The 25,238-nt window shown below is 65.5% G+C and carries 24 protein-coding genes; 12 read left to right on the forward strand and 12 right to left on the reverse strand.

Annotated features, from left to right (window positions below):
• Positions 1–131 precede the first annotated feature (131 nt).
• Positions 132–254 carry a hypothetical protein gene (locus OB916_RS04745; RefSeq protein WP_315908138.1) on the forward strand — a complete coding sequence of 41 codons (123 nt, stop codon included), beginning with the start codon at positions 132–134 and terminating at the stop codon, positions 252–254.
• Between the two features lie 121 nt (positions 255–375).
• Here OB916_RS04745 and OB916_RS04750 read toward each other — a convergent pair whose 3' ends face one another.
• The 7 genes from OB916_RS04750 to OB916_RS04780 all read right to left on the reverse strand — a co-directional run bounded on the left by OB916_RS04750 (position 376) and on the right by OB916_RS04780 (position 9,586).
• Entirely contained in the window at positions 376–1,617 is a 1,242-nt protein-coding gene (locus OB916_RS04750; protein ID WP_315908139.1) for an RNA-guided endonuclease InsQ/TnpB family protein, read from the reverse strand.
• A 6-nt stretch (positions 1,618–1,623) separates the two neighbouring features.
• Entirely contained in the window at positions 1,624–2,028 is a 405-nt protein-coding gene (gene tnpA / locus OB916_RS04755) for an IS200/IS605 family transposase (RefSeq protein WP_315908140.1), read from the reverse strand.
• A 186-nt stretch (positions 2,029–2,214) separates the two neighbouring features.
• On the reverse strand, positions 2,215–2,961 hold the full coding sequence (locus OB916_RS04760; protein WP_315908141.1) for an MBL fold metallo-hydrolase: 747 nt from the start codon (positions 2,959–2,961) through the stop codon (positions 2,215–2,217).
• A 66-nt stretch (positions 2,962–3,027) separates the two neighbouring features.
• Positions 3,028–4,701 carry an ATP-dependent DNA ligase LigA gene (gene ligA / locus OB916_RS04765; RefSeq protein ID WP_315908142.1) on the reverse strand — a complete coding sequence of 558 codons (1,674 nt, stop codon included), beginning with the start codon at positions 4,699–4,701 and terminating at the stop codon, positions 3,028–3,030.
• Positions 4,702–4,727: 26 nt separating this feature from the next.
• Positions 4,728–7,262 carry a type II secretion system F family protein gene (locus OB916_RS04770; RefSeq protein ID WP_315908143.1) on the reverse strand — a complete coding sequence of 845 codons (2,535 nt, stop codon included), beginning with the start codon at positions 7,260–7,262 and terminating at the stop codon, positions 4,728–4,730.
• A 1-nt stretch (position 7,263) separates the two neighbouring features.
• A complete protein-coding gene (locus tag OB916_RS04775) occupies positions 7,264–8,895 on the reverse strand; it encodes a type II/IV secretion system ATPase subunit (protein WP_315908144.1) in 1,632 nt (543 codons plus the stop codon).
• Positions 8,896–9,010: 115 nt separating this feature from the next.
• Positions 9,011–9,586 carry a DUF7549 family protein gene (locus OB916_RS04780; protein ID WP_315908145.1) on the reverse strand — a complete coding sequence of 192 codons (576 nt, stop codon included), beginning with the start codon at positions 9,584–9,586 and terminating at the stop codon, positions 9,011–9,013.
• 267 nt (positions 9,587–9,853) lie between these two features.
• Between OB916_RS04780 and OB916_RS04785 the strand changes: the two genes are divergently transcribed.
• The gene (locus OB916_RS04785; protein WP_315908146.1) at positions 9,854–10,276 is read left to right on the forward strand and encodes a DUF5793 family protein; all 423 of its coding nucleotides are present in this window, start codon (positions 9,854–9,856) and stop codon (positions 10,274–10,276) included.
• Positions 10,277–10,297: 21 nt separating this feature from the next.
• On the opposite strand, the gene OB916_RS04790 is transcribed toward OB916_RS04785, so the two are convergent.
• Positions 10,298–11,050: an NAD-dependent deacylase gene (locus OB916_RS04790; protein ID WP_315908147.1), complete on the reverse strand. Its 753-nt coding sequence runs from the start codon at positions 11,048–11,050 to the stop codon at positions 10,298–10,300.
• A 137-nt stretch (positions 11,051–11,187) separates the two neighbouring features.
• Here OB916_RS04790 and sucC point away from each other — a divergent pair, with 137 nt between their 5' ends.
• The 6 genes from sucC to OB916_RS04820 all read left to right on the forward strand — a co-directional run bounded on the left by sucC (position 11,188) and on the right by OB916_RS04820 (position 18,614).
• Positions 11,188–12,357 (forward strand): ADP-forming succinate--CoA ligase subunit beta, encoded by a 1,170-nt coding sequence (sucC, locus tag OB916_RS04795; RefSeq protein WP_315908148.1) that lies wholly within the window; start codon positions 11,188–11,190, stop codon positions 12,355–12,357.
• Positions 12,354–13,226, forward strand: coding sequence for a succinate--CoA ligase subunit alpha (sucD, locus tag OB916_RS04800; RefSeq protein WP_315908149.1), 873 nt, complete (start codon positions 12,354–12,356; stop codon positions 13,224–13,226). Before sucC ends, sucD begins: the two co-directional genes overlap by 4 nt.
• Positions 13,227–13,308: 82 nt before the next feature.
• Entirely contained in the window at positions 13,309–14,679 is a 1,371-nt protein-coding gene (locus tag OB916_RS04805) for a PAS domain S-box protein (protein WP_315908150.1), read from the forward strand.
• Between the two features lie 89 nt (positions 14,680–14,768).
• A complete protein-coding gene (locus OB916_RS04810; RefSeq protein ID WP_315908151.1) occupies positions 14,769–15,689 on the forward strand; it encodes an ABC transporter ATP-binding protein in 921 nt (306 codons plus the stop codon).
• 2 nt (positions 15,690–15,691) lie between these two features.
• Positions 15,692–17,572 carry an ABC transporter permease subunit gene (locus OB916_RS04815; RefSeq protein ID WP_315908152.1) on the forward strand — a complete coding sequence of 627 codons (1,881 nt, stop codon included), beginning with the start codon at positions 15,692–15,694 and terminating at the stop codon, positions 17,570–17,572.
• A complete protein-coding gene (locus tag OB916_RS04820; RefSeq protein ID WP_315908153.1) occupies positions 17,565–18,614 on the forward strand; it encodes an ABC transporter permease in 1,050 nt (349 codons plus the stop codon). The genes OB916_RS04815 and OB916_RS04820 overlap by 8 nt, the downstream gene beginning before the upstream one ends.
• Positions 18,615–18,620: 6 nt before the next feature.
• Here OB916_RS04820 and trpA read toward each other — a convergent pair whose 3' ends face one another.
• From trpA to trpC, 3 genes are read right to left on the reverse strand one after another with little or no spacing between them, the layout of a single operon-like run.
• Positions 18,621–19,451, reverse strand: a complete 831-nt coding sequence (gene trpA, locus OB916_RS04825; RefSeq protein WP_315908154.1) for a tryptophan synthase subunit alpha — start codon at positions 19,449–19,451, stop codon at positions 18,621–18,623.
• Positions 19,448–20,731 carry a tryptophan synthase subunit beta gene (trpB, locus tag OB916_RS04830; RefSeq protein WP_315908155.1) on the reverse strand — a complete coding sequence of 428 codons (1,284 nt, stop codon included), beginning with the start codon at positions 20,729–20,731 and terminating at the stop codon, positions 19,448–19,450. The genes trpA and trpB overlap by 4 nt, the downstream gene beginning before the upstream one ends.
• Positions 20,728–21,543, reverse strand: coding sequence for an indole-3-glycerol phosphate synthase (gene trpC, locus OB916_RS04835; protein WP_315908156.1), 816 nt, complete (start codon positions 21,541–21,543; stop codon positions 20,728–20,730). Before trpC ends, trpB begins: the two co-directional genes overlap by 4 nt.
• A gap of 149 nt (positions 21,544–21,692) precedes the next feature.
• On the opposite strand from trpC, the gene OB916_RS04840 reads away from it, so the two are divergent.
• The 4 genes from OB916_RS04840 (at position 21,693) to OB916_RS04855 (ending at position 23,647) form a co-directional block, all read left to right on the forward strand.
• Positions 21,693–21,977, forward strand: a complete 285-nt coding sequence (locus OB916_RS04840; protein WP_315908157.1) for a hypothetical protein — start codon at positions 21,693–21,695, stop codon at positions 21,975–21,977.
• Between the two features lie 24 nt (positions 21,978–22,001).
• The gene (locus OB916_RS04845) at positions 22,002–22,940 is read left to right on the forward strand and encodes a winged helix-turn-helix domain-containing protein (protein ID WP_315908158.1); all 939 of its coding nucleotides are present in this window, start codon (positions 22,002–22,004) and stop codon (positions 22,938–22,940) included.
• Between the two features lie 223 nt (positions 22,941–23,163).
• Complete coding sequence (locus tag OB916_RS04850) at positions 23,164–23,331, forward strand: hypothetical protein (protein WP_315908159.1); 168 nt, start codon at positions 23,164–23,166, stop codon at positions 23,329–23,331.
• Positions 23,318–23,647 carry a hypothetical protein gene (locus tag OB916_RS04855; protein WP_315908160.1) on the forward strand — a complete coding sequence of 110 codons (330 nt, stop codon included), beginning with the start codon at positions 23,318–23,320 and terminating at the stop codon, positions 23,645–23,647. Before OB916_RS04850 ends, OB916_RS04855 begins: the two co-directional genes overlap by 14 nt.
• 606 nt (positions 23,648–24,253) lie before the next feature.
• Here the strand turns inward: OB916_RS04855 and OB916_RS04860 are convergent.
• Positions 24,254–25,228: a deoxyhypusine synthase gene (locus OB916_RS04860; RefSeq protein WP_315908161.1), complete on the reverse strand. Its 975-nt coding sequence runs from the start codon at positions 25,226–25,228 to the stop codon at positions 24,254–24,256.
• Positions 25,229–25,238 lie beyond the last annotated feature (10 nt).

Raw genomic sequence — 25,238 nt, forward strand, 5'->3', positions numbered from 1 at the left:
GGGTTCGGGACAATAATGATCGTGGCGTCGATGACCTGATGGAAGAAATCGATCACCTGTTCGTTCATTCAACAGCTGACGCTAACGTGCAAAGCTGAGTAACAAAGTAGTATTGTAATCTGGTTATGGATATGAGCTGCGCTAATTGTGACACCGAGATCAAGGCGTACACGCTTCGGGTACACCCTGAGGGGTCCGACTCGACCGTCGACATCTCGTTCTGCTCGACCGACTGTCTCGAAACCTGGGTGTAAGCCGCTCCCCGCTTCCGGACCCCCATTTGCTCTGGTGGACAGACGAGATATGGCCTCAGGGATCTGGCAGATACATCCTCTGAGTCTTGCAAGTCGAGACTTGAAGCTCCAGTGAACTACCCTACTCGCTCACGGCTAACACCGTTCGCTCCTTGAGGGTAGGGCTTCCTGCTTCCACGACGCGCTTTGCAGACACAGGTGTATCCACAGGGAGCGCAGTCTCCACAGGCGTTGATTCGGAGTGTCCCACTCCTACATCGGTGAGGCCGCGAGAAAGGATATTCCATGCCGCGTTCGCGTCCCTGTCCGCCGTGAATCCACAGGCCGGACAGGAGTGTTCACGGACCCAGAGCGGTTTGTCTGTCGAGACACCGCAGGACGCACACTCTTTGGTCGTCCCTCGCGGGTTGACCGCCACGAAGTGCGTCCCCTCGCGTTTGCACTTGTATTCGAGCAACGAGAGGAACGTTCGCCACGCCGCCGACGCCGTGTTGCGGCTGTTCGATGGCGACTCCATCATCCCCTTCACGTTCAGGTCTTCGACCGCCACAAGGTCGTACTCCCGAGCGTAGTAGTTCGAGAGTTTGTGTAGGAAGTCCCGGCGCTTCCGTCGGAGGTCCGCGTGACACTCCGCAACGCGCCGTCGTTGCTTCTCGTAGTTGTTCGACCCGTGTTGCTTCCGCGAGAGCTTCCGTTGCTCGCGCTCCAAGCGTTCGCGCTCGTCGGACAGGTCGAGCGACCCGACCGCCGTGCCGTCGGTGTCGTGGGCGTACTTGAGAATCCCCACGTCGATGCCGACATACTTCTCGGGATTCTCAGGCGGCTCGGGCGGTTCACGGTCCATTTCGACGCCGAACGTGGCGAACCACTCGCCCGTCGGTTCTCGTTTTACCGTGACCTGTTTGAGGGTCGCGTCGTCGGGGATGGCACGGTGGAGCCGAATCGGTATGTCCGCGAGCTTCGAGAGTGACAGGACAGTCTGACCGCCCTTCTTGTCGAGCTTGAAGCCAGACTGACTGTACGTGAAACTGCGGAACTGCCGTGGCGGCTTCCACTTGAGTTGGCCGACGCCGTAGCCGTTCTCTTTGAGTTTGGAGAGGCCTTTGAGGTTGTCGAACAGCCGTTCCACGACGGTTTGGAGAACCTTCGAGTACACGTCGGAGAGGTCGTCCCACCACTCCTTGAGGTCAGGGAGTTCCGACCGCAGGGTGGTCATGGACGGCAGTTCGCCGTGTTCATCTTGGTACTCGTTGAGGCGGTAGAGCGTGTGGTTATACAGTTGCCGACAAATATCGCGGTGGTGGTCCAACTCCTCACGGTGAGCGTCGGACGGCTTGAGACGATACTTGTAGGCGTAGTACATGGCTCTCTACTCGCGTTGGTCCTCTACGTACTGTTTCAACACATCCAGCGACACCTGCCCCGTCGAGATGAGGCAGTACGAATCGTTCCAGAACGAGTCGCCCCACAGTTCGGTCTTGAGTTCGTCCGCGTATTCGTTGCGGATACGGCGGGCGGTCGCGCCCTTGACCGTGTTGATGAACTTCGCGAGGTCTGTGGTTGGTTTCGCTCGGAACAGGATGTGTACGTGGTCGTCCTCGCCGTCGAGATTCGTCAGTTCGACACCGTAGTTGTCCGTGAACCCGCTGATGACCCCGCGAATGAATTGGGTTCGCTCCTCGGTTAGCACTCCGCGCCGATACTTCGTGGTGAGTATCAGGTGGTAATGCAGGGAATACGTCGAGTGCGCTCCCGAGTCGAGGTCATACTCCATTGGGGTCACCTTATATTATAGTAACCCAATGTAAAAACGTTGCGACTACGTGGGCCTGTAGGCCAGTAACCGTATCGCTGTAAGAGCAGATGATGACGGCGCTGTATTCCCACCCTACTGCGTTCCTTGTCCGCTAACGCGGACTGCGGTACTCGTTGAGGGTGGGGGCTTAGCGCCTATATCAAGCTAAGCGTCGAGGGCGACCGACACGCCGGCGGCTTCCAGCTCGGATTCGAACGCCTCTGGATCGGTCTCAAGCGCCCCGAAGGTGTTGTAGTGGATCGGAACGACCAGCTCCGGATCCATCTCGATTGCAAGCGCGGCAGCCTCCGAGCGGTCCATCGTGAACGCCCCGCCGATCGGCGGGAGGAACACGTCGACGTCGAGGGCAGCGTGACCGTCGAGCACGTCTGTGTCACCGGGCCAGCAGACGCGGGTACCGTCGATCGACAGCAGATAGCCACAGCCGCGCCCCTCCGGATGGAACGGTGAGCCGTCGGGTCGGGTGTGCGGGCCGTTCGGTTCGTTGTAGGCCGGGAGCGTCCAGACCGGGACGCCCGCGACGACGAGGTCGGACTCGTCGTCGACGGTTCGCACGTCGTAGTCGAGATCGACCAGCCGCGGGAGGTCCCGACCCGAACCGCGCAGGTCCATCCCCTCGAAGGCGACGACCGTGGCGTCCTCATCCGCGACCCGGTCGATCCCGTCCGGATCGTAGTGATGGGCGTGGGTGACACAGACGACGTCGCCGTCTTCGGACCGGTAGTCACGGCTCGGCGGGTGGGCTACTCCCGGGGTGTCCGGTTCCCACTCGCCCGTGAGCACGCCGTAGCGACCGGGGTCGAGGTAGACGACCGTGCCGTCGGCCGCTTCGAGTCGTACCGTCGCGTATCCGAGCCACTCGATCGTAAGCCCGTCGTAGGTGACTGTCATGTGCGTTAGTCGGTCTCTCTCCGGGAAAAACCTCGCGTCGTGGTCCTCGGCCAGTCGATTTCCGGGCTACTGCTCGGCAGCCAGTCGCTCGACGCGTTCGAGCGTGTCGGCGTCGTCGGGACCTTTGTCCTCGCGCACGCCGAGAAACCGGGGGAACCGGAGCGCGTAGCCCGACTCGTAGGTGCTGGAAGTCTGAAGTTCCTCGTAACCGACCTCGAAGACGACCGCGGGTTCGAGATCGACTGCGACGCCGTCCTCGCTCCGCACGTGTGGTTCGAGGCGCTCGGTCAGGGATTCGAGCTGTTCGTCGGTGATGCCCGTCGCGACGTTGCCGACCGGCGCGTACCCGTCCGGCGTGCGGACCGAGACCTCGAACGTGCCGAGCAGCTCCGCGCGGCGGCCCTCGCCCCATTCTGCCCCGGTGACGACCAGGTCGAGCGTCTCCACGTCGGGCTTGCGCTTGCGCCAGTGTTTGCCCCGTCGACCCGGCGAGTACGTCGACTCGGGGTCCTTGAGCATGATCCCCTCGTGGCCCGACTGCAGCGCCTCGGCCTCGATGGCCTCGATCTCCTCGGCGTCCTCGGCGAGCCACCACTCCGAGACGCCCGCATCGAGCAGCGTTTCGAGGCGTTGCCGACGCTCCCGGAGCGGTGCGTCGAGCAGGTCTTCGACGGACTCCGCGTCGGATCCGGGTACGCCGGCGTGCAGGCAGTCGAACGCCTGCAGGCGCACCTCGACGTCCTCGCGGGCCTTCGCGACGTCGTGTTTCCGGCGGAACCGCCGTAGCACCTCCTGGAAGGGAAGGGGCTCGCCGTCCTCGTCGACAGCGACGACTTCGCCGTCGAGAATCGCCGGCACGTCCAGTTCGCGCTCGACGAAGGTGACGACCTCCGGAAGCGGCTCCGTCACCTCCTCCATGTTCCGCGAGAACAGCCGTACGTCGTCGCCGTCGTAATGCACCTGCACGCGAGCCCCGTCGTACTTGATTTCGACCGCGGCCGTCTCCCAGTCTTCCAGCGCGCCGGTGACCGTCCCGGTCTGGGCGAGCATCGCCTGGACCGGCCGGCCGATCTCCAGGCGCAACTCTCCGAGCCCGTCGGTGCCGTCCTCGCGTGCGACCTCGGCGACGAGCCCGTAGTCGTTGGTGACCTGTAGCGCTCGCTCGACCGCATCGACCGGCACGTCGAAGGCCTCGGAGACGGCGTCCCGGACCGTCCCGCCGCCGACGCCGATCCGCATCTCCCCGAGAACGAGCCGGGCGAGATACCGCGCTTCCGCCGGGCTCGACCGGTTGAACAGCCCGAACAGGAGGTCGCGCTTGGTGTCCTGGCTGCCGTCGCCTTCGGCCGCGGCCACGTCCCGGAGGGTGCTGTCCACCTCGGCGACGGTCAACCCGCCGTCGTCACCACCGGTGAACGCGCCGAGACCCTGCTGTCCACCGAACTCGTAGCTGGCGGCGACGGCCCCGATCTCGCCGCGATCGGCGAGCCTCGATTCGACGTCCTCGGCGGTGACGTTCTGCCCGGCTGCACGGGCGATCGCCTCGTAACACAGCGCGGGGCCGATATCGAGCGTCCGGGAGTCGTGTGCCGGGAACACCCGTCCCTGCAGAAAACGGACAACCGTCGGCAACTCCGACCCGGCGTCGGCCAGCAGCACGCTCACGCGCTCGGTAACTGCAGTGTCGGCGCTTTCGGCGTCGATCTCACCGGCCCGGTCGGCGAACGCAGCGAAGTCCATCGCCCGCGAGTTTCCCGCTCGCACACCTAATACTTCGGGATTCCTGCTGCCACGCCGCCCATCGCGAGGGATTGCGTGCTGCTGTCGCCGGACGCGCTCTGATTGTAGGTGAGCGTCGCCTCGACGGACACCTGGTAGCTGCCTGCGGGGTACGGACGATCGGTCTCGTTGCCGTCGTAGTCGAACCGCCGGTTGTCGTTCGTGTCCAGATGGGGGATCGCGACGACCTCGAGCTTCGCCCGGTCGGGCGGGCTGTCCACCGGAATGACGACGTTCCGGTGGGTCCCCGGCGGGAGGTATTCCGTCCGACCGAGCACGTCCCTGTCTCTCGTGTCCATGGAGACGACAACGAACCCACCGTCGGACATCGAGACGGATTCGATCGTGATCTGTTCGCCGTCCGTCGCCGGCTGGGCCCCGAAGTTGATCGACGCGACCGGCGACGACAGAAGCAGGAGGGCCACGTAGGCGATCGCGAGCATCACGGCCGCGTGTTTCGCCCCGTCTTTGAGCGTCCCCTCGCCGAGCTGGCCGGCGATGAATCCCGAGAACACTGCCTGGACCAGTGCTGTGTGGAAGAAGACCAGCGCGTAGGCGGCCTTGTCGACCTCGCCGAGCCGGGCGAACTGCTGGGCGTTGACGCCCAGGCGGTTCGGCCCCTCCGGCGTCTGGATCGATTCCGGCAGTGCCGGGATCAGCACTTCCTGGACGGCGATGATGATCACGAGAAAGACGAAAAACGAGATGTAGATGACGACCAGATAGGTGAACATCTGCTGGCGTCGCTGCCGTCGCATCCGGAGGTCCGAGCGGGCCTGCGTGGCGGCGATCCGCAGGACGGGACCGATCCTGCCGCTGGCGTGCATCGCGTTGGTCAGCAGTGTCACGATCCGTGCGATCGAGGTCGTCCGGACGCGCCGCCCGAACCGGACCAGTGCCGCCTGCACGTTGGCTCCCATCTCGACGTCGCTCCAGATCCGATCGACTTCGTCGCCGAGCGCATCCAGGTCGCTGTCCCGAACCCGGTCGAGGCTCTCGACGACGGACATCCCGGCCTCGTTGAGGCTCGCGAGCCGTTCGAGCAATTCGGGCGTCGCGGCTTCGATCCGGTCGATCCGTCGTTTGTACACTTCCCGGACGATGGCGAACGTCCCGAGCACGAACAGCCCGGCCTGGATGAGGATGTCATCGAGGACACGGACGCTGAGCCCTTCCGCGGCCAGCGCCTCGGGCATCCGGATCCCGATCCACAGAAGCGCCAGTGGGACAGTCACGTACAGCAAGCGCGTCGGATGCCACATGATCGTCTGTAGCGGCGTCCCGAGCACTCGCTTGAGGCGGCTCGCGCGATCGTAGTGCCGCAGTTGTGCCAGGTTCGACTGGACGACACCGCTCGTCCCACCGTCGGTACTCGTCGTCGGCGTCTCGGGAGCAGTCTTGCTCCGGGATTCGCCTGCCGTGCTCGTCTCGGGTGCGGTCGTACTCGTGTCGTCGGCTTCGAGCTTCGAGACGCCGCTCTCTCGGGCGATCCCGAGTTGCTCGAGCTTCTGCATCAGAAAGAGCATGAATCCGAGGTTAGCCAGCGGAATGATCAGGTACCCGATCATCCGGATGAACGGCAGCGTGTCGGTCGTCGTCAGCCCGAACACGAGCAGGATCGTCACCAGAAAGAGCATCCCCGCGACCAGCACCGTCACGTACGCCTCGGCGATCGTCGCCAGCAACTCGAGGACTTCCTTCTGGCGCTCTTCGGCCTCTTCCTGGTAGCGCTCGTACTGCGACTGGAGGAATCGCGGCAGGCTCTGGCCGCTCTGGAGGACGCTGGCGAGGTTCTCGGAGAAGGTCTTCCACTTCTCGCTCGGGGTCCGGTAGGCGACCCGTCTGATCGCCGAGATCACGTCCACGCTGAACAGGTCCATCTGCCGGACGCCGACTTTCACCTCGGCGGCCGCGTCGCCGTAGATCTCCTGATTGTTCCCCAGCGTCCGCATCACTGTCGGGAATGTCGTCCCGCCGCGGGAGAGCGCGTACATGAACGCGACCGTCCGCGGGAGTGCCTCGTTGATCCCGCGTCGGCGGACCTCGGCGTTGCTCTGGGGGATCTGCCAGCGGAGGACGTAGGTCAGCGTCGCCGCGAGCGAACCGACGGCGACGCCGCCGCCGACGGACAGCAGGTCCCGCTCCAGCGGCGAGAGCACGATCACCAGGTTCGGATCGCCGAGCGCCTCGCCCATCACGGAGGGGAGTTGCGCCAGCGTGGCCGCCACCGCAGGCAACACCGAGAGCGTCCCGGCGATGAGATAGACGCCGAGCGTCCCGCCGGCCACTCCGGCGACGAGCGTGTAGAGATACGTCCGTGAGGCGTAGATCCGGTAGGTCTGATCGACGTGTGCGGCTTCCAGCGACCGTTTTCGCGCCGGCGAGTCGACGACGAACCTGTCGAATCCCAGCCGCGACATCCGGGAGAGAAACCCGCTCCACCCGGTGCTGACGAACACGAACGAGCACAGCCCGACCAGGGCCGCGGCGAGCCCGAGTGGCAAAAGCTGGATCGGTTCCATATCACTCTCTCGTCGTGACGGCGTCGCTCGCGTGCACTTCGTCCATGACCACGTCCTTGTCGGCGTAATACCGGTTGACCCACGCGGTGAAGCGCCGGTAGTCGGTCACGCCTTCCTCCCAGAGATACGAGAGGACTGCCCGCCTGTCGTCGAGTTCGCTCAGGAGTTCCGAGCGGGACCAGCCGCGGTCGGCCTGGATCTCATCGAGCAGGTCGGAGTTGCGCTGTCGGAAGGAGTCCTCGGTTGCGTCCCAGGAGAACGTGTTGGAGTAGTCCAGTTCGCCGGTCCGCTGGTCGATCCCCTCGATTTCCGCGAGCGTCTTGATCCGGCGCACGCGCTGGCCGTCGTGGCGAGTCAGCACCTGTACACAGAGCAGGTCGAGACTGGCGACCATCGGCCGCGGGACGTTGATCGGCTCGTTTTCCAGGCGATTGATCACCGTCTGGACCGAATCGGCGTGCATCGTCGAGTAGGTCGTGTGTCCGGTGTTCATCGCCTGAAAGAGCGTGACGGCCTCCTGGCCACGGACCTCGCCGACGATGATGTACTCCGGCCGGTGGCGCAGCGCCGACCGCAGCAGGTCGTACATCGTGATGTCGTCCTCGTCGAACCGTTCGCGCGTCACCGAGGAGAGCCAGTTGTCGTGATACAGCGACAGCTCGCGCGTGTCCTCGATCGTCAGCACTTTCGATCGCGGCGGGACGAACATCGACATCGCGTTCATGCTCGTGGTCTTGCCCGCTGCAGTCCCACCCGCGAAAATCAGCGACTTGTTGGACTCGATGGCCAGCCACAGGAACGCGAGCATGTCCAGATCGACCGTCCCGAACTCCAGCAGATCGACCGGTGTGAACGGGTCTTCGGCGTACTTCCGGATGGTGAAAGCCGATCCGCGCGGCGTGACTTCCTCGCCCAGCGCGAGTTCGATCCGCGACCCGTCTGGCAGGGTCGTCGAGACGACCGGATCCGACACGGAGATGTGCCGCCCGGAGCGCTGGGCGAGCTGAATGACGAAGTTCCGGAGCTCCTGCTCGCCGAAGGTGACGTTGGTCTCGATGTCCGTGTACTCCTCGTGATACGCGAATATCGGCAGGTCGACCCCGTCACAGGAGATGTCCTCGATGGCTGGATCGCGCATCAGCGGGTCGATCTTGCCGTATCCCTGGAACTGCCGATAGAGGTAATAGAACAGCCGATAAAACGTCTCGGGCTCGATCACGACGCCGTACGCTTCGAGACGCGCTTCCAGCTCCTCCATCAGCGCCGTTTCGGGGTCTTCCTCGATGTCCTCGCGATACAGAAGCGGCGTCCGGATGTCTTCGAACAGCCGTTTGAGCAGGTCCCGCTCGAGTTCGTCCAGCGTCGGCTCGACGACGTGATAGCGGTGCTCGTTCTCCTCGGGGTCGTAGTTGATCGAGACGAACGCGTAGGGGGCGTTGAGCCAGTAGCGTTCGATTTCGTCCATGCCGGCCAGCCCGTCGAAGGTCGCGAGCGGATCGTGCTCGGTGGGATCGTAATCCTCGACGTCGATCGACGAGCCCGTGACGATCCGCACCGAGCGGGCCAGTCGTTCTTTCGCACCGCTCAGCAGTCCGCTCGATCCCCCGTTCTGTTCGCGTTCGGAGTCTGCCATGACTCGGGAGCGCCGCCCTCGTAGCGACTCTTGCCGGGGATTTAGCCCCCATACACTTAAATTCGATACCCCGAGTATCGCTCCTCGAAACGCGCGACGCTGGCAAGGGGTACCGTCACCGTCGCTCCGCACGAAGCACTGCGACCGCCAGCGCTCCCATGATGGCGGTGCCGATCGGGATCGGCACGCCGGCGAGGCCTCGATCGAGGAAGTACAGTACCGACGCGGACGCCGTCGCGACGGTCGCGGCCGCCAGCAGCCAGCCGATCACCCGAACTGGATCGACAGGACTGCGCTCGATCACCGTCTCTTCCCGCAGGTAGAACGCGAGACTGAACGCGAACGAACCCAGCAACGCGACCGCCCCGAGCGCCCACGCGAGACTGCCCAGTTGCATGTAACCGTCGTAGTGTCCGATCGCTCCGACGGGTGAGGCGACGAACAGGCCAGACGCGAACTGTGTGCCGGGATACTGGGCCGCCAGTGCGTTGGTGGCAGAGACGAGCTGGTCGCCGACCGCCAGCACGACCGGAAACCGGATCTGCAACTCGACGATCGAGAACCGAACGAACACGACGGTACTGTCCAGTGGGGCGTTCGGGTGATAGACCACGTTCCAGGGCAATACCATCGCGATCCACGCCGAGAGGACGGCGAACTCGCCGGCGTACTCCGAGCGGACCCAGGCCATTGTCAGAGTTGCCACGGGCCGGGGGCCTAATACTTCGGGATTAGCGTAGCTGATCGGAGTAACTCTCATTCCGATCGGGTGACCGGATCATCGCTCCCGGGCGAAATCTATGGATTTCTACGCTACTCCCTAACTGTGCGTTCGTGGCTGTTTTCGACACTCCGGGTGCCGAATTCCTCCCGAAACGTTACGATCGACAGTATACCGATGTCGCTCGCCGGTTGCGTTACGTTCTTCTGGCGCCGTACCGTAGATTCAGGCGAGTCAATGCGGCGGGAAGAGTTCACGACCCACGTCGACGCTGACGAACGAGTGCCCCGGCTGACCGTGCGCTTCGAGGGGGCCCCGGCGGTCCTTCGGGACCGACTAGCCGAGGATGGACAGGTCCCGGAGGCCTCCGACCTCGACGTCTCCTATCGACGGACACCGGCGGACGATCCCGGAGTCCTCGGCGTGTCCCACCGGCTTACCGGTGAGTTCGCCTTCGAGGCCCCGCTGGAGTCGTCGGACCTGCACTCGCTCGTCGCCGCCACGAGCCGCCGCGCGGAGGGCGATCGACACTACCGGCTCCGGATCGAACCCGGCGACGGCGACCCCGTCGTCTTCGAGAAAGACACGCTGCTGGTCTACGACGGCGACGGCAATCTCGACCGCGAGCACAGCCTCATTCCCGGCGGCGTCGAACTGTGAACCCGTCTTCTCTTTTGAGACTCATTCGACTGCCTCGACCAGCGCCGGCAACGCCGCTGTCACGTCTTCCCGGAGATCGTATTCTGCCCGGTCGCTGACCGGTGTCTCCTCCAGGTTGACGATCGCGAGCGTCGCTCCCGACCGCTGGGCGCGCGCAGGTAACCCGGCCGCCGGCTGGACCTGCAGCGACGAGCCGATCGCCAGGAAGAGATCGCTCTGCCCGGCCAGTTCGTGGGCCCGTATCGTCGGCTCGTCCGGCATCGACTCCCCGAAGAGGACGACCGCCGGCTTCAGGACGCCGCCGCAAGCTTCACACCGGGGCGGTAGTTCACCGTCTTCGGCTCGCTCGAACGCCGTCTCGGCCGGGATCCGACGGCCACACTCGACGCACTCGGCCTCGCGGTTCGTCCCGTGGAGTTCGATCACCGTCTCGGAGCCGGCGACTCCGTGCAGACCGTCGACGTTCTGGGTGACGGCGGCGTCGAGGTACCCCATTCCTTCCAGATCTGCGAGTGCCTCGTGGGCAGCGTTCGGTTCGATCTCACCGTCCCCGTAGAAGGTCTCCCGGAGGTCGATCCGGTCGCGCCAGAATCCCGCTGGATCGGCGTCGAACCGCCGGTAGTGGAAATCGCGCTGGTCGAACTGCTCCCAGATGCCGCCCTCGCCCCGAAACGAGGGGATGCCCGACGCGGTCGAGACGCCCGCGCCGGTCAGTGCGACGACCCGCTCCGCGTCGGCGACCTCGGCCGCCAGCGACTCGATCCGATCGTTCATGTCCAGACCTACGGTGTCGGATGAGTTGGCTCCTGCGGATCCGGAAGCGTCGATGTCGAGCTGGAACGGCAAACATGTCGGCCACACCTGCAGCAGGGCCGGGATTTAAGCGCGCGCCACTCCCCTGTGAGAGTGACATGCGATTGCACGAATACCAGGCCAAGGAGGTCTTCGCGGCGGCCGGGATCCCGACGCCGGACTCGCAACTGGCCGGGACCGTCGAGGCGGCCGTCGAGGCGGCCGAGTCGATCGGCTACCCGGTCGCGATCAAGGCACAGGTACACGTCGGCGGACGCGGCAAGGCCGGCGGGATCAAACTCGCCGATTCGAAAGCCGAAGCACGCGAGGCCGCCGACGCGATCCTCGGGATGGATCTGAAGGGGTATCGCGTCGAGCGCGTTCTCGTCGAGGAGGCGGTCGATTTCGTCGACGAGTTGTACGTCGGCGTGACGATGGACCGCGGGCGGGGCCGCCCCGTCGCGATGGTCTCGACACGTGGCGGCGTCAACATCGAGGACGTCGCCGCGGAGGAGCCCGACGCCATCGCCCGCGAGCACGTCGACCCGGCCTTCGGGATGCACCCCTTCCAGGCACGCAAGGCAGTCTACGAGGCCGGCGTCGATCGCGACGTGGCGGGCGAGGTCGCCTCGATCCTGCGGACGCTGTATCAGCTCTGGGACGAGCGGGACGGCAGCGACGTCGAGATCAACCCGCTGATGGTGACGAGCGCGGAGTCAGGGGACGGCGAGCGCGGGGTGATCGCCGCCGACGCCGTATTCAACGTCGACGAGGACGCCCTCTTTCGTCAGCCGGAACTCGCCGAGATGGAAGAGGAGGCCGGTAGCGGCGACGAACTCGAAGCCAAAGCCGACGAGTACGGTTTCGATTACGTCCGCCTGTCGGGCAACGTCGGCATCATCGGCAACGGCGCGGGGCTGGTGATGACGACGCTCGATCTCGTCGACTACTACGGTGGCGAACCGGCCAACTTCCTCGACGTGGGCGGCGGTGCCAAGGCCCAGCGGATCGCCAACGCGCTCGATATGGTCTTCTCCGACGACAACGTCGATTCGGTGGTGTTCAACATCTTCGGCGGGATCACCCGCGGCGACGAAGTCGCCAGTGGCATCAACCAGGCTCTCGAGGAGTTCGACGAGATCCCCAAGGAAGTAGTCGTCCGGCTGGCGGGCACGAACGCCGAGGAGGGCATGGAGATCCTCAACGAGGAGCTGGTCACCGTCGAGTACACGCTTGAGGACGCCGTCAAACGTGCCGTCGAATACGCACAGGAGGTGCAAGCACAATGAGTGTTCTCGTCGACGAAGACACGCGCGTCGTGGTACAGGGAATCACCGGCGGAGAGGGCCGGTTCCACACCGAGCAGATGCTCGAATACGGAACGAACGTCGTCGCCGGCGCGGTGCCGGGCAAAGGCGGCCAGGAGGTCGCCGGCGTCCCGGTCTACGACACCGTTCAGGGGGCCGTCCGCGAGGAGGACGCCGACGCCTCGGTCGTGTTCGTCCCGCCCGCGTTCGCGGCGGACGCGGCCTTCGAGGCGCTCGACGCCGACGGGCTGGACCTGGTCGTAACTATCACCGAGGGGATCCCGACCCAGGACATGAGCCGTGTCTATCGCAAACTCGAAGAGACCGACACGCACCTCGTCGGCCCGAACTGTCCGGGCATCATCACGCCGGGCGAGGCAAAGCTCGGGATCCTGCCCGGGAACATCTTCGCGTCGGGTAATGTCGGCGTTGTCTCCCGGTCCGGCACGCTCACCTACCAGGTCGTCGACAATCTCACCCAGCGCGGAATCGGCCAGACGACCGCGATCGGTATCGGCGGCGACCCGATCATCGGGACGGACTTCATCGACGCTCTTGAGTTGTTCGAGGCCGACCCAGAAACCCACGCCGTCGTCATGTGCGGCGAGATCGGGGGCGAAGACGAGGAGGAGGCCGCCCGCTACATCGGCGAGCACATGGACACGCCCGTCGCCGGCTTCATCGCCGGCCGCACGGCGCCGCCGGGCAAGCGGATGGGCCACGCCGGCGCGATCGTCTCCGGAAGTGGTACCGGCACTGCCGAATCGAAGATCACCGCGCTCGAAAACAACGGCGTCCCCGTCGGCGACACGCCGGAAGCCGTCGCCGACCACATCGAAGACCTGCTGTAGGGCGCAAGCCCCTGTCTCCGCCCGTTCGAGCAACCCGGCCTGATACGAACTTTGATACTAGCGAGCACACAACACGGACACGATGACTGATCCCGAGCCGATACGCGTGTTGCACGTCGACAGCGACGCCGACCTGCTGGAGGTGGTGGCCGAGCACCTCGAATCCGAAGCCCCGGCGCTGCGTGTCGAGGGCGCGACGACTCCGGAGGCAGCACTGGACCGACTCGGGCGGGACTCGATCGATTGTGTCGTCAGCGACCATCGCCCGGCCGGGATCGACGGGCTGGCACTGCTCGAGCGCGTCCGCGAGCGCGATCCGGAGATGCCCTTCGTTCTCTACACGAGCCACGGGAGCGAGGAGATCGCCAGCGAGGCCATCTCGGCGGGGGTCACCGAATACATGCAAAAGGAGACCGGCACCGATCAGTACGCCGTCCTCGCGAACACGATCGTCAATGCGGTCGAGCACGCCCGCGCGGAAGCCGCGCTCGGAGAGAGCGAACAGCGCTACCGGACGCTCGTCGAGCAGAGCCACGACGGGATCTTCATCTACCAGGACGGCGTCTTCGAGTTCGTCAACGAGCGCCTCTGTGCGATCACGGGCTACGAGGAGTCCGAGCTACTCGGCATGGGCGCGTTCGAACTCATCCATCCCGAGGATCGCGACCGCGTGCGGGAGATCGTCCGACGTCGACAGGCCGGCGAGAACGGGTCGAGCCGATACGAGGCGCGAATCGTCACTGCCGACGGAGAGACCCGGGAGTTGTCGCTCAACGTCCGGTCGATCACTTACGACGGCGAACCCGCGCAGATGGGGTCGGCCCGGGACGTCACCGACCGCTACCGCAGCGACGAACGCCTCGACGAGTTCGCCAGTGTCGTCGCACACGACCTCCGAAACCCGCTGAACGTGCTGGCCGGTCGACTGAATCTCGCCCGCGAGACTGGCGACGACGTCCACTTCGACGCGCTCGAACGGTCGATCGACACGATGGAGACGCTGCTCGAAGACATGCGCGAACTCGCCCGCGCCGGGCTGCCGGTCCGCGATCCCGTCGTCGTCGACGTCGCCGACGCGGCCCGCGCGGCACGGGAGGGTCTCGACGCCGAACTCGACCTGACGCTCGCCGACGACCTCCCGACGATCGAGGCCGACCGCGACCGCCTCGAAGACGCCTTCGCCGAGTGTTTCGAGAACGTCGCCGTCCACGCCGAGGACCGATCGGTCCGCGTCGAACCGGTAGCGGGCGGCTTCGCCGTCGTCGACGACGGTCCCGCCATTCCCGAAGGCGAACGCGACCGCGTCTTCGAAGCCGGGTACACGACTGATCCCGACCGGACCGGGTTCGGGCTGGCGATCGTCGAGTGGATCGCCGACGCACACGGCTGGTCGGTCGCGGCCGAAGAATCGTCGTCTGGCGGGACGCGGATCGTCGTCACGGACGTCGAGTGATCTACTCCCGGGCCCAGCCGGCAGCCCCGCTATCACCGTCGATACTGCGAGGCAACCTATACGTGCAGCCAGCCAATACGGACAGACGAATGATCGAGGCCCGCGACCTCCGCAAAGAGTACGGCGGCTTCCCGGCCGTCGAAGGGAGTACGTTTTCGGTCGAGTCCGGCGAGGTGTTCGGCATCATCGGCCCGAACGGGGCCGGCAAGACGACGACGCTGAAGATGCTCGCGGGACTGATCGAACCCACGAGCGGGAGTGTCTCGGTCGCCGGGTACGACGCCGGCGAGACCGAAATGCGACGCCGACTGGGGTTTCTCCCCGAGGAGTCGCCGCTGTACGAGGAGATGACTGCCGACACCTATCTTCGCTTCTTTGCCGACCTCTACGACGTGCCCGAGGACGTCGCGGCCCGGCGGATCGAGGAGACGCTCTCGGAACTCGATCTCCAACACCGGGATCGCCAGATCGGGGATATGTCCAAGGGCATGAAACGGAAAGTCGCGATCGCCCGGTCGCTGATCAACGATCCGGACGTGTTGATCTACGACGAGCCCGCGAGCGGGCTGGACCCGCTGACGACGAACTACATCATCGAGTTCACGAGCCAGCTGGCCGCGGAGGGCAAGACGATCGTCTTCAGCGCGCACAACCTCTTTCACGTCGAGTCGATCTGCGATCGCGTGGCCATCATGAACGGGGGTGAGATCGTCGCTCGCGGCGACCTCGACCAGCTACAGGCCGAGCACGGCGAGACGGTCTATCACGTCCACGCGACCGTCGAGGTGCCCGATAGCGTCGCCAGGAACGGCCAGTACGTCCGGACGGTCGAATCGATGGACGAGGTCGAGGCGACCCGGGAGGCCGCCAGCGAGGCCGGCGGCGAGATCGTCGACATCCGGACCGAAGAGTCCAGTCTCGAAGAGGTCTTCCTCAACGTAGCCGACGGCCACGACTCTCGATCGCGGTCCGATCGGGGGGCGGACGCCGAGTCGGGTTCGGAGGCCTGACCGTGCGACCGCGAAAGATCCTGCGGATCGGCCGCTGGGAGGTGACGAAAAACGCCGGCGGGATCGACCGCAAGACCGCTGCGGTCGTCGGTGCGACGCTGCTCGTGCTGGGCGCGGCCGTCCCGCTCGTGCTCGCACAGGGCGGCGTGACCCTCGACGAGGGCTTCTACCGGGTCGGCGTCGCGGAGGAGAGCCCGCTGTATCCGGTCGTCGAGGACGATCCGACCTTCGCGGTTCGCGATTCCGACGCGGAACTCGGTTCGGCGATCGACCTGCAGATCGACGGCACGCAGGTCGTCGCCAGCGACACCCAGAAGGGGCAGGCCGCGCTGGCGGAGTTGCGAGGCAGCGTCGACTCGTACAACGACCGCGTGATGGCCGGCGAGTCCAACCAGTCGGCCGCGTTCCCGGTCACGGTGACGCTCGAGTACGCCGAGCGCAACCGCACGATCGCCCCTGCGGACGGTGGTGACGGCACGACCGGCGATGGAGCAACTGGCGGCGGGGCCGGCGATCAGGGTGGCTCCGACGATGGAGGTGGCGATGGAACGACCGGCGACGGCGGTGACGGCTCCGACGGCGGGACAACCGGTGGCACCACTGACGGCGGTGCCGGCGGTGACGGGGCCACGGGCGGCGGCTCGAGTGGCGATATCGGCTCGATCGCCCGCGGTCTCACGGGCAGTGACGCGATGACCGGCACGCCGTCGGACATCTCGCCGCCGTTTCCCTTCCAGTCGCTGATCCTGGCGTTTCTGTTCGTCATCCCGCTGAACTTCGTCATCCAGGCCTACGGGTCGACGATGTTGAGCGAGCGACTCAACCGGCGGGGCGAACTCATGCTCGTCGCGCCGGTCAGCCGCTGGGACATCATCGCCGGGAAGACCTTGCCGTACTTCCTGGGGGCGATGGTCTTCGAGGGGGCGATCGCGGGTGCGATCATCGCCCTCGAACCCGGGTCCGGAAGCGGCGCGTACGCCCTTCTGGCGGTCGTGCCGCTGGTGTTGCTCTTCCTGGCCGCAACCTTCCTCGGGGCGATGTTCGCCAGGTCGTTCAAGGAACTCACCTTCGTTACTGTCTCGATCACGGTCGGGCTGACGACCTACGCGTTCGTGCCGGCGATCTTCACCGACGTGACGCCGATCGCGCTGGTCTCGCCGCTGACGATCGTCGTCCGTGACATCCAGGGCGTCGCGATCGAACCCCTGGAGATGGCGATCTCGACGGTGCCGCCGCTTTTCACCGCGACGCTGTTTTTCGTCCTCGGAGCGGGCCTGTACCGCGAAGAGGACATGTTCACCCAGCGGTCGATCCCGCTGAAGGTACTGGACTCGCTCGCCGGTCGGATCCGGCGACGGCGCAGCGTCGCGCTGGTCGTCGTGTTGCTCATGCCGCTGGTCATCCTCGCGGAACTGGTCGCCGTGGCTGCGGTCTATCCGATCTCGATGGCACTTCCCCGGGAACTGTGGCTCGGGCTGATACTGCTCGCGATCGTCGTGATCGAGGAGGTAGCCAAGAGCCTGCCGGCCTACGCGGGATTCGTCCACAACCGCTACGACCGGACGGTTCGGTCGGCACTGACCGTCGGTGCGCTGGCGGGACTCGGCTTCTTCGTCGCCGAGAAGGGGCTGCTGATCGTCCAGTTGCTGGGCGGGCTGCCGGAGGTCCAGCAGGCGGCGGTCGTCTCGGCCGGCCCGACCGCCGGGATCAGCCCGATGGTCGCGCTGGTGCTGTTGCTCGCACCGCTGGCGTTGCACGTCGTCACGGCGGCGACGTCGGCGGTCGGCATGCGATCCGGCCGTCAGGGCTACGCCGTCGGGCTCACTGCGGCGATCGCGATTCACTTCGTCTACAACTTCGCGGTGGTGATGCTCGTTGTTTGACGACGTTCGAGTCGCCATCGCGCGGCGCGACATCGCCAGTCTCTCCCGGGAGAAAACGATCGTCCTCGCGCTGGCGATCCAGATCTTTATCGCCGCCTTCTCGTCGTTTCTGGTCGTCGGGCTCACCTCGCTGTACGATCCCGGCAGCGTCGAATCCGGCGAACTCACCTTCGGGGTCTCCGGCGACGCCCGTGACGAGCTCGATGAGGCGGCACGGTCGGCCGGCGTCGGGACGGAACACTACCCGACGCGCGAAGCCGCGCTGGACGCCTTCCGGCGCGGGGAGGTGGTCGGCGTCTTCCACGCCGAATCGGTCGACCGGCGGACATCGGTGACGGTGACCGTCCCCGACAGCAGCGTGCAGTCGACGCTCGCGGTCGTGAAGGCCCAGGACGCGCTGGAAGCACTCGAACGCGACGAGCGCACGCGTCGGGCCACACACCTCGAGACCCAACCCGTCCCGCTCCCGCCGGAGGCCGACGCCAGTTCCTACTTCGGGTTCACCTACACGGTGCTCGTGCCGCTGCTGTTGTTCCTGCCGCCGTTCATCAGCGGCTCGGTCACCGTCGACGTCCTGACCGAGGAGATCGAACGCGGGACGCTGGAGTTGCTTCGCGTTGCGCCCGTCTCGCTGACGGACATCTTCGACGGGAAGGCGCTGGGGATGGCGATCCTGGCCCCCGCGCAGGCGCTGTTGTGGATCGCGCTGCTGGTCGTCAACGGGATCACCGTCACGAACGTCCTGCCCCTGCTGGCGCTGGTCTCGGCGGTCGCGCTGCTGGTCGTCGTGCTCGGTGCGGTGCTCGGACTCCTGCTGGCTCAGCGTCGACAGGCCCAGTTGCTGTACTCGATCATCGCGCTGGGACTGTTCGGCCTGGCCGCGCTTCTGCCCGAACACCCCGCGACCGTCGCCGCGAAGCTCGCAGTCGGCAGCGAGACGACCGTCTCGACCGCGACGGTCCTCGGGCTCTCGGTGCTCGCTGTCGTGCTGTACGCCGCTGCTCGCAGCTACGTGGGCACGATCGATCCCGAGCGGTACTAACGGTGATCACTCGCTTTCGACGGCTGCACCGACACCGCGCAGCGCGCCTGTCTTCAGCTCTCGTGCCTTCGCTTCGAGCTTCTCGGCGGTCTCGGCGACCGGTTCGTCGCCCTCGTGGCCCTCGGCGACGATGTCGACCAGCGCCGAGCCGACGATGACGCCGTCGGCACCGGCGCGGACGATCCGCTCGGCGTGCTCGCCGGTCTTGATCCCGAATCCCACCGCCTTCGGAACGTCCCAGTCGCTGATCCGATCGAGTGTCTGTGCGGTCTGGTCGCTCACGTCCTCGCGTGCGCCCGTCACGCCCGTCCGGGCCTGGACGTAGACGTACCCGGAGACGCGCTCGCGCATGCTCTCGAGCCGGTCGTCGGTCGTCGTCGGCGCGACGATGAAGATCAGATCCAGGCCGAACTCGTCGCAGGCCTCCCGGAGCGGGTCGGCCTCCTCGGCGGGCAGGTCGACGACGACGAATCCCTCGATCCCGACGTCGGCGGCGCGCTCGACGAACTTTCGGGGACCGCCCTCGCTACCCCCGTACTGGAAAATGAGATTGTAGTAGGTCATGCAGACGATCGGCACGTCCACGTCGACTTCCTCGACGAACTCGAAGTACCGCTCGGGCGTCATCCCCGCTTTCAGCGCCCGGACGATCGCGCTCTGGATGGTCGAACCCTCGGCGATCGGCTCGGAGAAGGGCAGACCGAGTTCGATCACGTCAGCGCCGCCGCGCTCCAGCGCCTCGACGTACTCCAGCGAGGCCTCGTAGGAGGGATCGCCGGCGGCGAGATACGGGACGAAGGCCGGCTCCTCGGAGTCGAAGACCGCGTCGAGACTCATTCGCGGTCACCCCGACTGCCGAGGCGTCCGGCACCCACCTGCTCGAAGACGCTCATATCGGGTGCGACGTCCAGATCTCGTTTTGCAGTCTCTTCGATGACGGTTTCGAGGTCCTTGTCGCCCCGTCCGGAGACGTTGACGATCGTGAGATCGCCCACTTCTTCGGGGTGTTCTTCGAGATAGCCGAAGGCGTGGGCCGTCTCCAGGGCGGGGATGATCCCCTCGTCCTGGGAGAGGCGGTGGAACGCCTCCAGCGCGGCGTCGTCGCCGACGTTGACCGGCGTCACCCGGCCCTCGTCGACGAGATGGGCCAGTTCGGGGCCGACGCCCGAGTAATCGAGCCCGGCCGAGACCGAGTGGGATTCCATGATCTGGCCGTCGCTGTCCTGCAGGAGCTTCGTCCGCGCGCCGTGCAGCACCCCCTCGTTTCCGGTCGACAGCGACGCCGAGTTGGGCGCGACGCCCTCCGCCTCGTCGACGGTGAGCGAAGAACCTCCCGCTTCCACTGCGAGCAGGTCGACATCCGTGTCCGAGACGAAGTGGGCGAACGCACCCATCGTGTTCGATCCGCCGCCCGCACACGCGACGACGGAGTCCGGCAGGCGGCCCGCTTTCTCCCGGATCTGCTCGCGGGCTTCCTCGGAAATCACCGACTGGAAGTCCCGGACCATCGACGGGAAGGGGTGCGGGCCGACGATCGAGCCGATCACGTAGTGGGTGTCCTCGACGTTGGTCGCCCAGTCGCGCATCGTCTCGGAGATCGCCTCCTTGAGCGTCCCGCGGCCGACGGTGACGGGATTGACCTCCGCGCCGTTGATCCGCATGCGGAAGACGTTCGGTCGCTGGCGGGCGATGTCGGTCTCGCCCATGTAGATCTCGCAGGGCATGTCCAGGTGTGCCGCCGCCATCGCCGTGGCGGTGCCGTGCTGGCCAGCGCCGGTCTCGGCGATGATCCGCTCTTTGCCCATGTACTTGGCGAGCAGGACCTGTCCGAGCGCGTTGTTGAGCTTGTGTGCCCCGCCGTGTAGCAGGTCCTCGCGTTTGAGATAGACCTCCGTGTCGTAGCGCTCGCTGAGTCGATCGGCCCGCTGCAGCGGGATGGGCCGACCGCCGAAGTCCGCCAGTCGCTCGCGGAACTCGTCCATGAAGCCGTCCTCGTTGTCGAGGACGTATCGCCGGTAGGCGTCCTCCAGTTCCTCGATCGCCGGCATCAACACCTCGGGGACGTACTGGCCCCCGTACTGTCCGAAACTCCCGTCAGCTGGTTCGTCCGTACTCATAGATTCGTTAGTCGCTCCGTGTTCTTCTGCACGTCGCCGTCCATGATCGCGGATCCGATCAGCAGCGCGTCCGCCCCTGCCGAACGCATCCGCGCGGCGTCCTCGGGCGTTGCGATCCCGCTTTCGGCAATGAGCGTGACGCCCTCGGACCCTCGTCCCGCGTCCCCGCTCGACTGGCCGTCACGGACCAGCCGCCGCGCTTCCGGCGCGACCCGCTCGAACGTCGAGAGGTCGACCTCCAGTTTCGCCAGATCGCGGTTGTTGACGCCGACGATCTCCGCACCGGCCGCGAGCGCCGCCTTGACCTCCGTCTCGGTGTGGGTCTCGACGAGTACCTGAAAGCCCCGGTCGCGTGCCGCCCCGATCAGTTCGTCGAGATCGTCGGTTCCCTCCTCCTGGAGAAAGCGCGCGATCAACAGGACGACGTCGGCTTCGACGACGTCCAGCTGCTCCTCGTAGAGCAGGAAGTCCTTCCGGAGGACGGGCACGTCGACGGCTGCCCGGACGCGTTCGAGCGCCTCGGGAGAGCCGCCGAAGTGCCCGGGCTCGGTCAGCACCGACAGCGCGGCCGCGCCGCCCTCGACCATCTGTTCGGCGAGCGCCACCGGATCGTCCGCCCGTTCGCCGTCGGTGGTCGGACTCGTCGGTTTGACCTCCGCGATCACGGGGACGCGCCCCTCGTCTTCGGCCCGATCGAACGCCGCCGGTAACGACCGGGCGTCGACCGAGAGCCGTTCGTCGCCGCCGCCACGGTCGCGAGCCGCCGCCAGGATCGACTCGACCGCCGGTGCGACTTCACCACTAGTCTCCATTACTGTACACTAACGTACAGGGTTGGTCATAAGGCTTGCGTGTTCGTCGCCGAAATCTACGGGAGATTACAGAAACCCGTTCCAGCAAGCGAGCCTACAGAAATGTATTTCAGATTATACTTATCCCGATGGCTACCCTTCGGACTAGTATGAGAGAGAACAGACGCGCATCGAGATACGGTGGAGTTGCACAGCACAGTCTCGGAGACGTACTCGCGGTTGCGGTCGGCGTGCCTGTCGTGGTGGCGGCTGTGCTGGTCGCGGTGAGCTATCCTGTGATCGCTGCGGCCGTCGCCACCGGCGCTGGCGTGGCTCTCGCCGTCAGTCGCCTCCGGGAACGGATCGGCGGTGGGTCGACTGTGTGTGGCGTCGACACGACCGGCGAGGGCGGGACCGATCCGGCGCTCGCCGGTACCGGCCGGCACAGTTCTTAGGAGGGTGGGATGATTAGGCCCGGCATGGCCGAGGACGAGACCGATCCGCTCTCTCCCGACGAGGCGTTCGCGGCCCTGGGCAACGAGACGCGCGTACGAATCCTCCGGGTCCTCGGCGAGGCCGGCGACCCGCTGTCGTTCTCGGCGTTGTACGACGAGATGGCGATGCGCGACTCCGGGCAGTTCAACTACCACCTGGAGAAACTCGTCGGCCACTTCGTCCGCAAGACCGACGCGGGATACGAACTCGACCGCGCGGGCCGGCGCGTCGTCGAGTCCATCCTCTCCGGGGCCGTGACGGACGACGCGTCCTTCGAGCGGACACCCATCGACGAGCGTTGTGACATCTGCGGCGAACCGGTCGAGGCGGCCTACAAAGACGGCGGGATCGAACTCTACTGCACGGAGTGCGACGGTCGGTACCAGCGCCGCAGACGGTCGGGCGGGAAGAGTGACGACGGCTACCTCGGTGCTCTCCCGCTCCCGCCGGCGGGCCTGCGTAATCGCTCTGCCGACGCCGTCTCGCGTGCCGCCTGGACGTGGACGAACCTCGAGATCATGGCGATGGCCAGCGGCATCTGCCCGCGCTGTTCGGCCCCCATCGAGAGCCAGCCAGATATCTGTGTGGACCACGACACTGAAACGGACACCTGTCCCTCCTGTGGGGGCTACTACGCCGTCAGTGTCGGTTTCGAGTGCACGAACTGCACCTTCTCCAGCGGCGGCGCGGGCGTGCTGGCGATGCTGTCGGACACCCGCTTCCTCGATTTTCTCACCGACCACGGCCACAATCCGATCGACCCCGACTCGACGCGGGCGGTCAGCGCCGTCGAAATGAACTACGAGGAGACGATCATCGACGAAGACCCCTTCGAGGCCGAGTTCACCTTCGAGAGCGACGGCGAGACGCTCACGCTCACCGTCGATGCGGACCTTTCTATCGTCGAGGCCGTCCGCGAGTAGCACCGGTGAGCCGAGACGCCGGAGACGCAACGGCGGGACGAACCGGAGAAGCGACCCTGTCGGGACAACGGCTTTTTGCGAGGCGGATTTACATTAAGATGGGTATGCAAGGGTCGTACTCGCTACCGACGGGTTCGGGGACAGCGAGCTCAGTTATCCCTACTACCGCCTCCAGGAGAGCGGCTGAAACGTCGATCTGGCGACGCCGGATGGAGAGTCCATCGTGGGTGAGTACGGCTACGAGTTCGACGCCGATCTGGCGATCGACGACCGCGATTACGGGGACACGCCGCTCGTCTTCGGTTCGGTCGAACGTCTCCGGCAGCGACCGGGCGTCGAAAGTGTACTATTTTGGCCTGGGCGGCCCATGATCGAGTATGGCTTCGTCTGACCCGCGCGACCGTCTGGTCCCGGTCGCTATCGGACTTGTCGTGCTTTTCGCCCCCGTGTTGATTCTCGCTCTCACGATCGAGGTTCTCGTTCTCACCGGCGATCTCGTCGTCGAGGATCTGACACTGCTGACGCTGCTCGAACTGTACCTCATCGATCTGGTCGCCTTTGCCGTTCTCGCATACGTCATCTACCGATTGGCGCTGTGGCTGGTTGCCCACCGCCATCTCGAACCGACCGACCAGTCCGACTCCGGGGACGAGCTCTGGGAACCCGGATTCACTGGCGACACCGACGACGAACAGGACGATCGATAGGACATCAAACAGGACGGGCCGACCTGTCCCGATTTCCCGCTCCGACCGCCACATCGGGCGGTCGATGCGGAAGGGACGTCCAGTATTATAGGCTGAACAGGCGCAATACCACACCGTTCACGGCGTGGATACGCGCCGTCACTCTGTGAAAGAGACCACCATTCAAACGCCGCCCTGAGTTTCCCACGCTGACGTTTCAGTGACAGGTTGCCGTATAGTAGAATGGGAATTGGTCGGAACGGAGCGGATTCCGATCCGTCCTGCGGAGGCGGCCTGTCCGCCCGCACTACCGAGGCAGTATCCGGAACCAGTCCGGTGAACGGCTGGTTCCTAGAATGAGCCAGCGCGGTGCCGGACTGCTTGCACGCACTACGCAAGTAACTCCAAGTCCGTCGAGGTCTGCCGGACTCCCCGAGGCAAAAATAACTCTGGGAGTCCAAATACGATGGAGGATAGGAGTACCGGGGGCTTGGCACTCCCAGCAGTCCTACCCGTCCCAGTCCGCGAACATCCCACCAGATTCGTACTGGCGGGATGTTCGGTGGGACTGTCAAACCTGAAACTCCCACCGCTCGGGATTCCCCCGCGTTCACGCGGAGGAGGATGTCAATTGAAGGCGCTCGCGACCAGCAGCGGGAAGACCAGCGTCGCCTCGGCCTCGACGAGCGTGTAGTTGGTTTCGTCTTCCTCTTTGATCTTGCCCCAGGAGACCGCCTCGCTGGGGGGCGCGCCGGACAGCGAGCCGTCCCCTTCCATCCCGGTCGAGATGTAGACGACGTAGTCAGCACCGCCGCGGAAGAGGTTCGTCATGATCGCGTGGTGTTTGGGCACGCCCGCGCCGACGGCGATCAGCCCAGTCTGGTCGGCCAGCAGTCCGTCCTCGATGAGGGCGTCGTAGTCGTCGAGGATCTCGATCCCGACCTCCGAGTCGTAGGCCTGCCGATAATAGTACAGGAAGTTCCCGACTTCGGCGTCGGTCAGCGCCGGGCAGTAGACGGGGACGTCGTTGTCCGCGGCCTGTTTGAGTACCGAGTCCTCGTCGTCCAGCGTCTCGCCAAGCTCGCGTGCGAACCCCGTCGGCGTCCGGATCTTCTCCTCGGCGAAGAAGTCGTCGAAGAAGTCATAGAGGTACTCCTCCAGCCAGACGTACCGGTCGGAGGGGACGAAGAGGTTGCCGAGGCGGTTGATCCCCTGTTCGCGAAGCTCGGCCTCGTCGGCTTCCCACTCGCCCATCTTGAACGGCTTTGCCGTCTTGATGACGTCCTCGGTCAGCGACCCGGAGGTCGTGATGACGACGTCGACGTACCCCTCGCGGATCAGGTAGGCGACGGCTTCGCGCAGCCCTGATGAGATGATGTTCGAGGTGAAGGTGAGATAGATCTCGGCGTCTTCCTCCTGCATGCGCTCGGCGATGTCGATCGCTTCGGCGAGCTGTGTCGCCTGAAAGCCCGTCGTCGCGTAGGAGTCCATCATCTCCTCGAAGTCGAACTCCCCGCGGAAGTCGTAGCCACGAACGTCCGGGGTGTCGAGTTCCTCGTCGCTTCCCGGTACGACGTTGTCGCGTGTCTCGTCGGCGTCCATGGAGGCGTCT

The sequence above is a fragment of the Halapricum hydrolyticum genome (assembly GCF_025517535.1).
Classification (GTDB): domain Archaea; phylum Halobacteriota; class Halobacteria; order Halobacteriales; family Haloarculaceae; genus Halapricum; species Halapricum hydrolyticum.

Bases quoted from the DNA above. Each gene is read 5' to 3' on its own strand.
- OB916_RS04745 (WP_315908138.1), top strand. From the start codon at position 132: ATGAGCTGCGCTAATTGTGACACCGAGATCAAGGCGTACACGCTTCGG.
- OB916_RS04750 (WP_315908139.1), bottom strand. From the start codon at position 1,617: ATGTACTACGCCTACAAGTATCGTCTCAAGCCGTCCGACGCTCACCGT.
- tnpA (WP_315908140.1), bottom strand. From the start codon at position 2,028: ATGGAGTATGACCTCGACTCGGGAGCGCACTCGACGTATTCCCTGCAT.
- OB916_RS04760 (WP_315908141.1), bottom strand. From the start codon at position 2,961: ATGACAGTCACCTACGACGGGCTTACGATCGAGTGGCTCGGATACGCG.
- ligA (WP_315908142.1), bottom strand. From the start codon at position 4,701: ATGGACTTCGCTGCGTTCGCCGACCGGGCCGGTGAGATCGACGCCGAA.
- OB916_RS04770 (WP_315908143.1), bottom strand. From the start codon at position 7,262: ATGGAACCGATCCAGCTTTTGCCACTCGGGCTCGCCGCGGCCCTGGTC.
- OB916_RS04775 (WP_315908144.1), bottom strand. From the start codon at position 8,895: ATGGCAGACTCCGAACGCGAACAGAACGGGGGATCGAGCGGACTGCTG.
- OB916_RS04780 (WP_315908145.1), bottom strand. From the start codon at position 9,586: ATGGCCTGGGTCCGCTCGGAGTACGCCGGCGAGTTCGCCGTCCTCTCG.
- OB916_RS04785 (WP_315908146.1), top strand. From the start codon at position 9,854: ATGCGGCGGGAAGAGTTCACGACCCACGTCGACGCTGACGAACGAGTG.
- OB916_RS04790 (WP_315908147.1), bottom strand. From the start codon at position 11,050: ATGAACGATCGGATCGAGTCGCTGGCGGCCGAGGTCGCCGACGCGGAG.
- sucC (WP_315908148.1), top strand. From the start codon at position 11,188: ATGCGATTGCACGAATACCAGGCCAAGGAGGTCTTCGCGGCGGCCGGG.
- sucD (WP_315908149.1), top strand. From the start codon at position 12,354: ATGAGTGTTCTCGTCGACGAAGACACGCGCGTCGTGGTACAGGGAATC.
- OB916_RS04805 (WP_315908150.1), top strand. From the start codon at position 13,309: ATGACTGATCCCGAGCCGATACGCGTGTTGCACGTCGACAGCGACGCC.
- OB916_RS04810 (WP_315908151.1), top strand. From the start codon at position 14,769: ATGATCGAGGCCCGCGACCTCCGCAAAGAGTACGGCGGCTTCCCGGCC.
- trpA (WP_315908154.1), bottom strand. From the start codon at position 19,451: ATGAGTCTCGACGCGGTCTTCGACTCCGAGGAGCCGGCCTTCGTCCCG.
- trpB (WP_315908155.1), bottom strand. From the start codon at position 20,731: ATGAGTACGGACGAACCAGCTGACGGGAGTTTCGGACAGTACGGGGGC.
- trpC (WP_315908156.1), bottom strand. From the start codon at position 21,543: ATGGAGACTAGTGGTGAAGTCGCACCGGCGGTCGAGTCGATCCTGGCG.
- OB916_RS04840 (WP_315908157.1), top strand. From the start codon at position 21,693: ATGAGAGAGAACAGACGCGCATCGAGATACGGTGGAGTTGCACAGCAC.
- OB916_RS04845 (WP_315908158.1), top strand. From the start codon at position 22,002: ATGGCCGAGGACGAGACCGATCCGCTCTCTCCCGACGAGGCGTTCGCG.
- OB916_RS04855 (WP_315908160.1), top strand. From the start codon at position 23,318: ATGGCTTCGTCTGACCCGCGCGACCGTCTGGTCCCGGTCGCTATCGGA.
- OB916_RS04860 (WP_315908161.1), bottom strand. From the start codon at position 25,228: ATGGACGCCGACGAGACACGCGACAACGTCGTACCGGGAAGCGACGAG.